This window comes from Amycolatopsis sp. NPDC059235, from assembly GCF_042754125.1.
GTDB lineage: Bacteria > Actinomycetota > Actinomycetes > Mycobacteriales > Pseudonocardiaceae > Amycolatopsis > Amycolatopsis albidoflava.
Genome location: NZ_JBHZAG010000166.1, coordinates 1 through 9,921, shown reverse-complemented (window position 1 = coordinate 9,921; position 9,921 = coordinate 1). Strand labels below are relative to the sequence as shown.

Sequence of the window (9,921 nt, the reverse complement as noted above, 5' to 3'; positions counted from 1 at the left end):
CGCCTTGACAAGCACCCGCCGTCCGTCGTCACAATCAGCTTCGGGGTGCCCCACGCAACCAACGTGCGCAATGTCGCCGCCAGGCGACGAGCCGACTCACCGCCCCCCAGGCCACCGCCAAGGCAACACCACCTCAGCAGCCCCCTGCCCCCGCCGCACCGGCTCAGCAGCAGCAACCCACCGCCCGTCCCGCAAACTCTCCACCCCAGTAGAAGCCCCGATCTCCGCAGGCGAAGACGAAAACACCTGCCCCCTCCCCTGCAGATCCGCGACCTCCGGCTGAGCCAAGAACCCAGCCTCCACATCCGCCTTGGCAGAATTCCGCTGAGAAGCCCGCGGAGCGGCAATGGCATCCTCCAACGACAACCCCCGATCAATCCGCCCGAGCAAAACCTGCAGCACCGTCGTAATAATCGACGCACCCCCAGGCGACCCAGTAGCAAAGAACGGCTTCCCGTCCCGCAAAACCACAGTAGGAGCCATCGAAGACCGAGGCCGCTTCCCAGACCCAGGCAGATTAGGATCCGGAACCCCAGGCGTAACCGGCACGAACGAGAAGTCAGTCAGCTCATTGTTGAGCAAGAACCCCCGCCCCGGCACCACAATCCCGCTACCACCCTCCTGCTCGATAGTAAGGGTGTAAGCAACAACATTCCCCCACTTATCCGCCACAGTAAGGTGAGTGGTGTTCTCCCCTTCATAAGGCGTAGGCGCCCCAACCGAACCAGCACCACAAGGCTGAGGATGGCGAGGATCAGCAGGCGCAACAGGACTGACCCCAGCCCGATCCCGAGAGATCAAACAAGCCCGACTGTCCGCGAACCCCTGACTCAGCAACTCCTTAGCCGGAACATCCACCACCGCCGGATCGCCGATCCACCGATTCCGGTCAGCGAACGCATACCGCGAAGCCTCCAGGAAATACTGCAGATAATCAGCCTTGCTCGCCCCGCGAAGATCAAATTTCTCCAGGATATTCAACGCCTCGCCCACGGTAAGCCCGCCAGACGAAGGCGCGGGCATCCCGTAAACGTCCAATCCGCGATACTCAGTATGCGTAGGCTCGCGCTCAATAGCCCGATACGCGGCAAGATCAGAAACGGAGAGCTTCCCCGGACGAACATTCAGCGAAGAAGCCGGATCAACCGGCGGCTGCTGAACAGTCCGGGCGACATCCGCCCCGATATCGCCGCGGTACAACGCATCCGTCCCCCGCCGAGCCAGCTGCCCGTACGTAGCAGCCAAATCGGGATTCCGGAAGACCGTCCCCGGCGCGGGCGGCTGCCCGCCCGGCAGATACAACGACCGGGTAGAAGGAAACGCGGCGAACCGCCCGGCATTGTGCGCGACCTGATCATGGAACGTCTGGTCGACCACGAACCCCTTGCGCGCCAACCGCTCCGCCGGGGCGATCGACTGCGCGAGCGAGCGCGTCCCCCACTTGCGCAACGCGTCACGCCAAGTAGCCGGAGTGCCCGGCACCCCGACGCTCAACCCGCTCGTCACGGCGTCCGCGAACGGCAGCGGCTTGCCGTTCTCCACGAACAGGTTCTCGTCCGCGGTCTTGGGCGCGGTTTCCCGCCCGTCGAGCGTGTGGACCTTGCCGGTCTTCGCGTCGTAGTACACCAAGAACCCGCCCCCGCCGATGCCGGCCGAGAACGGGTCCGTAACGCCGAGCGCGGCCGCGACGGCGACCGCCGCGTCGACGGCGTTGCCGCCGCCGCGCAGCACCTGCGTGCCGATGGCCGTGGCGTCGGCGTCGATGCTCGACACCGCGCCGAGATAGCCGGTCGCGACAGGCGATTTAGGAGTGGGAACGGCGGCCGAGGCGCTGGCCGCCCCGGCCGTGGACACCAGAGCGGCCACGGAGAGCACCGCGAGGATTCGCTTTCCGGTCGTGGGCATGCGGGCGAGTCTGCCCCGCGGCAGAACCGGTGTCCACACTCATTTCGAGGCCGCCATCGCCACCGCGGTCAGCGTCGCCAGGCCGCCGACCCCGAACACTCCGACCACCAGCCCGGACACCGCGGCGACCGACGCGGCCAGCTTCACCGCCAGCCCGGCGATCCAGCGCAGCACCCGGATCAGCGCGACCAGCACCACCAGCGCGAGCACGAGCACCCCGGCCGGCACGCCTTGCCCGCTTTGCGCGGCGGCCAGCACGGTGGTCATATCCGCACCTGTATCCGCGGTTCGCGAAGGTCCTCGCGCCCGAATTCGCGCAGGTTCTCGGAAGCGCGCCTGCGCATTTCCTCGCGGGCCTGAACGCGCTTGCGCTCCGACCCCAGCTGCCACACCCAGCGCCAGCCCGCGACCGTCGCGATCAGGGAGCCGGCGAGGATCACCAGGAACGCCTGCGCGACAAGCCCGTGAAGCGATTCGAAACTCAGCAACACCAGCAGCGCCCACACCTGAGCGACGGTGAACGGGACGACCAGAGCTGCCGCGTACACCCCCCGACGCCAGCGAACCGGCTGAGGAGCGGGAAGAAACGGTTCCATGACTGCCTCCCTCGGTGGTGTGTATCCAGAAAACCCCGGCGGAGCCGGGAAATCTGTGTCAGCTGACACGTTCAGCGGGCGAGCCGCCGCAATTCCGCGAGCCGGTGCACGGTCACCTGGCCGCGCGCGGTGCTGATCACCCCCTGGCGGCGGAGTTCCCGGGTCACCCGTGCCCACGATTCGCGCGAAATCGCCGCTGTCATCGCGAGTTCCGCTTGCGTGCCGGGCACCGCGACTTCGATGTCCGTGCCGCGCCGCACGCCGTGCTGCACCGCCAGCTGCATCAGCTGCGCGGCCACGCGGCGGGTGCTCGTCCCGCCGCCGATGTCGAGCCACTGCCGTCCGACGTCGCGCATCCGGTCGGCCAGCACTTGCAGCAGTGCCCAGGAAATCGCCGCCTCGCGCCGGCACAGCGCGACGAACCGCGCGGCGGGCACGACCAGGACGTCGAGTTCGTCGAGTGCCTGCACTGTCGCCGACCTCCGTCCGCCGTCGATCACGGCCAGTTCGCCGATCACGTCGCCCGCGCCGCGGACGCCGATCACGACCTCGCGCCCGTCCGGCGTCGCGTTGGTGATCCGGACGTGGCCGGCCAGCAGGAGAAGCACCACCGAGGCCCGCTCGCCTTCGCGGCAGAGGACGTCCCCGCGCCGATAGGCCTTGCGGACGGACAGCTCTTCGAACTTCGCGCGGTCCGCGGCGCCCAGCGCCGGCCAGAACCCGATCGTCTCCACAGCGGTCCACCCTCCTCGTCGCCGGCCGGACCGCTCAGGCGATCAGTCCCGCTCCCGGCCGGACGGCGTCGGTGGTGCGGACCCAGCCCCGCGTCCGCTGTCCGCCGACCCGGACGGTGAAGGCGTGGGCGAAGGAGCTGCGGTCGATCCCGGCGTAGCCGTGCCGGACGACCGAGCGGTGGATGGCGTTCGAGACGACGAGGGCGAGCGGGCCGGACGAACTGCGCAGCCTGCGTCTCAGGTCAGGCGCATCGAGAAGCCGGCAGGCGATGTCGACGTCCTCGCCGTACGGGCCGTGCGCGTCGTAGTGCACCTCGCCGGCGTGCACCGAAACGCGCAGCCGGAAGGCCAGTTCGGGGTCCTGGTCGCCGTGCCGGGCGAGCAGTTCGGTCAGCGCGGGCACCACGCGGGCGAGCAGCACTGTCTTCGGGACCTCGTCGACCGGCCGGACGAGGCACAGCGCCCCGTCGCCCCGGTCGATGAACGGGTCCCGGAACCGCTCGGTGATGCCCCCGGCCAGGAACGCCTCGTCGAGCAGGTCGAACAGGACCGAACGGAGCCCGGCCCGAGCCGGGTTCGTGCGGGTTGTCGACCCTTCGATGTCGACCACCACGATGGCTCGGTGTACTGGTGCCTGTACTGCTGAGGTGTCCATGACCGCCCCCCTATTTCAGGAAGCTACTGAAATCTAGTAGACTTTCACAGCAGCTACTATAAGGGCGGGCCCGGACTGAAACAATGGTGTCGCGCACACGACATCTTCCGTTCAGGCAAGGGTCCGGTCCGCAATTGGCAACCCCTGAACGCTCGCCGACACTCCACCCCCGGCCCGTCCGGCCACCCCGGCGTCCCGGGTGTAGAATCCCCGCCATTCACGTCTGACTGAACTTCACTGAAGGGTCTGAAGTCGTGTCTCAGCCCAACCCCGCGCTCGCCGCCCGCCTGCGTACCCTGCGCAAGGAGAGCTGGTCCGACGTGGTGCTGACCCAGCGCCAGCTCGCCGAGGCCTTCGGCGTGAGCACCGGTCTGCTGTCGTCGTGGGAGAACGTGGCGAAGCCGGTGACGCCCCCGCAGCCGAGGCTCGAGGCGTACGCGACCTTCTTCGCCACCCGCCGCTCCGTCCACGGCCGCGAACTTCACCTGCTGGACATCGAAAACCTGACCGACGACGAGCGCACCGCCCGCAAGGAGCTGCTCGCGGAGCTGCAGGCACTGCGCGGCGACCTCGAAGACCCGCCCGCCCAGCCGGTCTTCGCCCCCGAGAGCCTGTGGCACTTCCCGCCGAAGCAGGACATCGTGATCGTCTGCGCGCAGCTGCCGGAGAAGTACCGCATCGCCTACACCGACCCGTCCAGCCCGGACTACGTGAACCTCTACACCTACGCCGACCCGGACGCGCTGATCGAGCTCTACGGCCACATCCGCGCGTGCAACCCGGCGAGCGACGTCACCTTCCGCACCACCGACCAGAACACGACGCTGTCGGCGGACGAGTACACCGCGCACCTGGTGCTGCTCGGCGGCGTCGACTGGAACCCGCAGACCCGCGCGCTGCTCGACCGGGTCGACGTGCCGGTCCGCCAGATCAGCCGCAAGGGCGACGAGGACCAGCTGGAGGCCGGGTTCGAGGTGACCTGCGCGGACGGGACCACCCGGATGTTCAGCGCCAAACTCCGCGACGGCGTCCTGCTCGAAGACGTCGCGCACTTCTACCACGGCGTCAGCCCGCTCAACCGCAAGCGCACTGTGACCGTGTGCAACGGGATGTACGGCCGCGGCACCCTCGGGGCCGTACGAGCGCTGACCGACCGCCGCTTCCGCGACCGCAACCAGGCCTACCTTGACCAGCGCTTCGCGGGCGCGGATTCCTTCAGCATCATCAGCCGGGTCCCGGTGTTCGACAACCAGGGGCTCACCCCCGACTGGACCCTGCGAGAGAACCGGCTGCACGAGTGGCCAGAATCGAGCCTCCCATGACCGCGACCGTCGCAGCGCCGGCGCAGCACACGACGCACCAGCGGCTGTTGCACCATGTCGCCGCCGAGGACGCTCCGCAGGCCCAGCTGGACGCGATCGTCGTGCCCAACGGCAGGCCCGCCGCCTACCTCAAGGACGCTTTCCGCGCGGCTCGCGAGGTCGACGCCACGCTCCTGTTGCTGTGCAGCAAAAGCGCCCGGGCGACCGACGCGGTGCTCGCCGCGAAACGCGCCGGGGTGCGCGTCCGCGCGATCGACACTGACGAAGCCGCCGGTCTCGGCGCCGTTCCGCCCTTCGCGACGAGCAGGCTGCTGCAGGCGAAACGCCAGTTGCGCCGCACTGACACGAGCTTCAAGCGCAACCTCGGCGTGCTCGTCGCCGACCTCGCGGGCTGGCGGCGCATCCTCTTCCTCGACGACGACATCCACCTTTCGCGGCCTGGCGATCTGCGCGCCGCGGCGGGCCTGCTCGACGCATACGCGGCGGTCGGCCTCGCCAACACCGGCATGCGGGACAACTCCGTGGTGTGCCACGCCTACCACGAGTCCGGAGGACAACAGGACACGTTCGTCGGCGGCGGCGCGCTGGCGGTCGGGCGCGACGCGTTCTCCTCGTTCTTCCCGGACATCTACAACGAGGACTGGTTCTTTCTCCTCAGCGGCACCGGATTGCGCGCCACCGCGGTCACCGGCTCCGCGTACCAGCACGACTACGACCCCTACCGCGACACCATGCGCGCCCGGTCGGAGGAACTCGGCGACACGCTGGCCGAGGGCCTCTACTGCCTGCTGGACAACGGCATGAGCCTCGCCGACGCGACCGCCGAGCACTGGGCGAGCTTCCTGGAAAGCCGCCGGGCGTTCATCAGCACCACGCTTCAGCAGGTCCAGGACGCGCCATACCTGACCGGTGCGTACGAGGCGCGGATGATCGCGGCGTTGAAGGCCGCGCTCGGCCGCAGCCTGCTGATCGACCCGGACCTGTGCGTCCGGTATCTGCGCGCTTGGCAGCGCGACCGGGACACCTGGCAGACGCATCTGCTGTCGCTGCGCGCGCGGCACGGGGCGCCAGGCGATCCGGACGCCGCCTTCGACACGCTGGGCATCTCGGAGATCGTGCACAAGTCCTGAAGGTTCACCGTTCGCCGCACGTGCGGCTCGCCAGCGGTGCGGGGCTGTCGTCCGGCAACCCTTTGACCAGGACGTGGCACCGTTCGGCCTCGGAAATCGTGCGCCCGTCGGGCGAAACGCGCTCCGCGTAGCAAACGACGGTGCCGTGGCCCCAGTCCCGGTAACCGAGGCGGCTGTACAGCCGGGCGGCGCGGGTGTTGTCGGTGCGGACCGCGAGCGCGCCGAGGGCGTGGCCGTGGCCGGCCAGGTAGTCCTCGGCCGCGTGCACGAGAGCGGCGCCGATGCCGCGGTTGCGCGCGTCCGGGGCGACTTCCAAGTGAGTCAGCAGCGGAACGCCCGGCAGATGGCCGCGGATCGGCGGCTCCTCGGCGTCTTCCAGCCACAGGTAGACGGCCCCGACCGGCCGCGCGGAGCACCACGCGGCGAACAGCACGCCGAGCCCCTTCGCCTGCCGGGTGAACCGGTCCTCGAAGAACGCCTGGTCGCCGAAGACCTCCGCCAGCACCGCGAGGTCCGCCTGCTCAGCCGGCCGGATCGAGACGTCGCCCATCAACGCCGACTCCTGTCCGCAGGACCGGGCACGCGCCGCGCGCGCGGGAGGCCGGCCCGGAGCCGGCCCGGGCCGCGGTCCTGATCATGGCCGCCCGGCCTCAAGAGTAAGTGTGCGCTCGGTAGGCGCGAAGACTGCAGATGCCGCAGCCCGGACCTGCGAACGGAGCAACCGGCTACCCTGCGCGACCGCGCCCCTCCCCCGGTTTCCACCTCCCCAATACACCCCGGGACGAACCGGTTCAAACGGAACTCGCGCAGCAGCACGGAAAACCGCCTTCGGGGCGGGGTTCGGTGAGGGAATTAGCGGCTGGCTAGATCGGGTTCAGCGGATCCAGTTGCGCGGGCGGCGGTTGGGGCGGATCGCGGGCCCGTCACGCCCCGCGTTGGCCCGGGGCTGCTCGCGGCATGGGAGCGGCTCTGCGTCGGCGGGCCAATGCAGGTGAACGAACGCAGCGGCGCCTGTGGCTGGCTCTCGTCGTCAAGCAACGAGCCGGATGGCTCGAACGGGACCCGCATCGGGTCGGCTTCCTGTCCGGGCTTTCCCGCGCTGCCGGGCCGCGCGCCGAAACCGCCTGACCAAGTCCACCGGAACCAACCGCCCCCAAACCGGCCTGACCGCCACCCGAACCTTCCCGCACCATCGCGCCGCGCGCCCAAACCATCCGGGCGCAACCCCTAAATCAAATCCAGCGGAGCCAACTGCACCTGTAGCCGCCCGACCGCCGCCCGCCCACGCAACCGCCTAAATCAGGTCCAGCGGGTCCAACTGCACCCGCACCGGCTCGACCGCCTTCCGGGCGTCTCGGCGGGCCACCGCGTCTCGCACAACCGTCGCCAGGGCGCGGCCGTCCGGGCGGGCCACCCGCACCAGCGCCCGCTCGCGTTCGGCGTTGCCTTCGTCGTCGAAATCGCCCAGCGGGACCGGGCCGAGCACCTCGCCGGTGTCCGGCAGCGGGAGGTCGTCGAGCACGCTCGCCACCGCGGCCGGGCTCCCCTCGACGCTCGCCATCCGCATCGCGGGCGGGAAACCCAGCTCCCGGCGTTGCTCCAGCTCCTGGCTCGCGTGCCATCCCGGATCCCAGCGCACCAACGCCTGCACCACGGGCAGCCCGGCCTCCGCGCCGACGACCACCCGGCCGCCGCCCGACGCCGGGCGGACCAGCGCGCCGGCGGCCATCCAGCGGCGGAGGGTTTCTTCCGCGGCGCGCAGATCCTGACGGCCGAGCAGCGCCCAGCCGTCCAGCAGCAGCGCCGCGCCGTAACCGCCTTCGGCGACCGGTTCCGCGCCTGGCGTGCAGACCACCAGAGCCGGGCGGCCGGGAACGGTCGCCAGGACTTCAGTCGCGCCGGAGGTTCGGACGGGCACCCCGGGGAAAGCCCGGCCCAGTTCTTCGGCGGTGCGTTTCGCGCCGACGACGACTGCCCGCAGCCGGACGGAACCGCAAGCAGGGCAACGGAAAGCGGTCTCGGGGACGCCGCACCACCGGCAGGCGGGCGGGCGCGGGGCGCCGTCGACCGAACCGCCGGGCAACGCCAGCGGACCGGCGCAGCGGCGGCAGTGGGCGGGCGTTCGGCATTGGCCGCAGGACAATCCGGGGACGTAGCCGCGGCGCGGGACTTGGACCAGAGCGGGCAATCCGGCAGCGAAGGCTTGGCGTGCCGCTTCGAAAGCGACTGCGGGCAGGCGGGCTACGCGGGCGGCTTCGTCGCGCGCTACGTCGAAGTCCTCGCCGACCGGTGTGACCCGCGGGGCGGCGGCACGGAGTTCGGTGCGCCCGGCCTGGATTTGCTGTGCCCAGCTGGATTCCACCAGCAGTTGCGCCTCGGCGGTTCGGGCGAAACCGCCGACCAGGAACGCTGATTTCGTTGCGTGGGCCCGATCCATCAGCACATCTCGTACGTGCGGGTACGGGGCATGCGGATCCAGGTGCAGGTCGTCGCCGTCGTCCCAGACTACGAACAGGCCTGGGTCTTTGACGGGGGCGAACATCGCCGCTCGGGTGCCGACTACTACGCGGACTGCGCCGCGCAGAACGGAAAGCCAGCGGCGGTATCGCTCCGCCGGTCCCAGACCGGCGATCAGCGCTGCGACGCCTTGTTCTCCGACGAGCTCGACGCAGGCGTCATGCACTCGGGTCAGGTCGCGGTGGTCGGGGACCACCAGGACCGCGCCTCGGCCTTGGGACGCGGCGGTGGCGGCTGCTTCGGCAAGACGGCGGGGCCAGTCTTCGCCGGGGAGGGCTTGCCAGACCGCGTTGGCTTGGCGGGCTTCGGTTATGGCTTCCAGGAAGGCTTCGCCGCGTTGGTAGCGGGTCCAGGCGGAGATGTCCGGCGCGACCGGTGCCGGGGCCGGTTCCGCGGGTGGTTCGGCTTCTGTCTTCGCGTGTCGCGGGGGCAGGGCCAGGCGGAGGACGTCGGAGAGGGTTCCGGCGTAGCGGTCGGCTACTGAGCGGCAGACGGCGTGCAGGCTCGGCGGGAGGACCGGTTCGCTGGAGGTTACTCGTTCCAGGTAGGCGAGTTTGCGTTCGTAGTCCGTGGTGTCGGTGCGTTCGATGAGGTAGCCGTCGACCAGTTGGCCGGCGAAGCGCACTCGGACTCGGCAGCCTGGGACTGCGGATTCGTGGAGTTTTTCCGGGACTTGGTAGTCGAAGGTGCGGTCTAGGTGGGCTAGCGGGATGTCGACCGCGATCTTCGCTACGGGGAGTTCTGGAGCTGGGGTTTGCTGGCCTTTGCGGGAACGGGCGGGTTTGGCTTTGCTGGGCTTCTTCGCCGGGGTGGCCTTCGGCTCCGGGGTGGAGCGCGAAGGCTCCGGGAGGTCCCACAGGGGGGTGGGTTCGGAGCTGGTCACTTGGAGATCTCTACCAGACTCGTCCGACAGTCCTGTCGTGAGCGTTCCCCTTCGGGGGGAGGGGTTGCGTGGGGCACCCCGAAGTTTGATTGTCCTGACGGTTCGGGGGTGCTTGTCAAGGCGGGAAAGATGCCTTGTCAAGCACCCCCGAACCGCAGGGAGGCTTCGTATCGGGGTTG

Annotated in this window: 9 protein-coding genes; 2 read left to right on the top strand and 7 right to left on the bottom strand. The window is 69.7% G+C overall.

Annotated features, from left to right (window positions below):
• Positions 1 to 96: 96 nt before the first annotated feature.
• The 5 genes from ggt to ACFXI3_RS46370 all read right to left on the bottom strand — a co-directional run bounded on the left by ggt (position 97) and on the right by ACFXI3_RS46370 (position 3,890).
• On the bottom strand, positions 97 to 1,905 hold the full coding sequence (gene ggt, locus ACFXI3_RS46390; RefSeq protein ID WP_378408576.1) for a gamma-glutamyltransferase: 1,809 nt from the start codon (positions 1,903 to 1,905) through the stop codon (positions 97 to 99).
• Positions 1,906 to 1,944: 39 nt separating this feature from the next.
• Positions 1,945 to 2,172 carry a hypothetical protein gene (locus ACFXI3_RS46385; RefSeq protein WP_344267298.1) on the bottom strand — a complete coding sequence of 76 codons (228 nt, stop codon included), beginning with the start codon at positions 2,170 to 2,172 and terminating at the stop codon, positions 1,945 to 1,947.
• Positions 2,169 to 2,501 carry a hypothetical protein gene (locus ACFXI3_RS46380; protein WP_344267300.1) on the bottom strand — a complete coding sequence of 111 codons (333 nt, stop codon included), beginning with the start codon at positions 2,499 to 2,501 and terminating at the stop codon, positions 2,169 to 2,171. Before ACFXI3_RS46380 ends, ACFXI3_RS46385 begins: the two co-directional genes overlap by 4 nt.
• A 71-nt stretch (positions 2,502 to 2,572) precedes the next feature.
• Positions 2,573 to 3,235 (bottom strand): Crp/Fnr family transcriptional regulator, encoded by a 663-nt coding sequence (locus tag ACFXI3_RS46375; RefSeq protein ID WP_116206509.1) that lies wholly within the window; start codon positions 3,233 to 3,235, stop codon positions 2,573 to 2,575.
• 34 nt (positions 3,236 to 3,269) lie between these two features.
• Positions 3,270 to 3,890 (bottom strand): hypothetical protein, encoded by a 621-nt coding sequence (locus ACFXI3_RS46370; RefSeq protein ID WP_344267303.1) that lies wholly within the window; start codon positions 3,888 to 3,890, stop codon positions 3,270 to 3,272.
• Between the two features lie 254 nt (positions 3,891 to 4,144).
• Here ACFXI3_RS46370 and ACFXI3_RS46365 point away from each other — a divergent pair, with 254 nt between their 5' ends.
• Entirely contained in the window at positions 4,145 to 5,212 is a 1,068-nt protein-coding gene (locus ACFXI3_RS46365; protein ID WP_378408573.1) for a helix-turn-helix domain-containing protein, read from the top strand.
• Positions 5,209 to 6,342, top strand: coding sequence for a hypothetical protein (locus tag ACFXI3_RS46360; RefSeq protein ID WP_344267307.1), 1,134 nt, complete (start codon positions 5,209 to 5,211; stop codon positions 6,340 to 6,342). Before ACFXI3_RS46365 ends, ACFXI3_RS46360 begins: the two co-directional genes overlap by 4 nt.
• Positions 6,343 to 6,346: 4 nt before the next feature.
• On the opposite strand, the gene ACFXI3_RS46355 is transcribed toward ACFXI3_RS46360, so the two are convergent.
• Positions 6,347 to 6,892 (bottom strand): GNAT family N-acetyltransferase, encoded by a 546-nt coding sequence (locus tag ACFXI3_RS46355; protein WP_378408571.1) that lies wholly within the window; start codon positions 6,890 to 6,892, stop codon positions 6,347 to 6,349.
• 744 nt (positions 6,893 to 7,636) lie between these two features.
• Positions 7,637 to 9,742: a primosomal protein N' gene (locus ACFXI3_RS46350; protein ID WP_378408569.1), complete on the bottom strand. Its 2,106-nt coding sequence runs from the start codon at positions 9,740 to 9,742 to the stop codon at positions 7,637 to 7,639.
• Positions 9,743 to 9,921 lie beyond the last annotated feature (179 nt).

Coding starts and splice junctions, on each gene's coding strand:
- ggt (WP_378408576.1), bottom strand. CDS start 1,905: ATGCCCACGACCGGAAAGCGAATCCTCGCGGTGCTCTCCGTGGCCGCT.
- ACFXI3_RS46385 (WP_344267298.1), bottom strand. CDS start 2,172: ATGACCACCGTGCTGGCCGCCGCGCAAAGCGGGCAAGGCGTGCCGGCC.
- ACFXI3_RS46380 (WP_344267300.1), bottom strand. CDS start 2,501: ATGGAACCGTTTCTTCCCGCTCCTCAGCCGGTTCGCTGGCGTCGGGGG.
- ACFXI3_RS46370 (WP_344267303.1), bottom strand. CDS start 3,890: ATGGACACCTCAGCAGTACAGGCACCAGTACACCGAGCCATCGTGGTG.
- ACFXI3_RS46360 (WP_344267307.1), top strand. CDS start 5,209: ATGACCGCGACCGTCGCAGCGCCGGCGCAGCACACGACGCACCAGCGG.
- ACFXI3_RS46355 (WP_378408571.1), bottom strand. CDS start 6,892: ATGGGCGACGTCTCGATCCGGCCGGCTGAGCAGGCGGACCTCGCGGTG.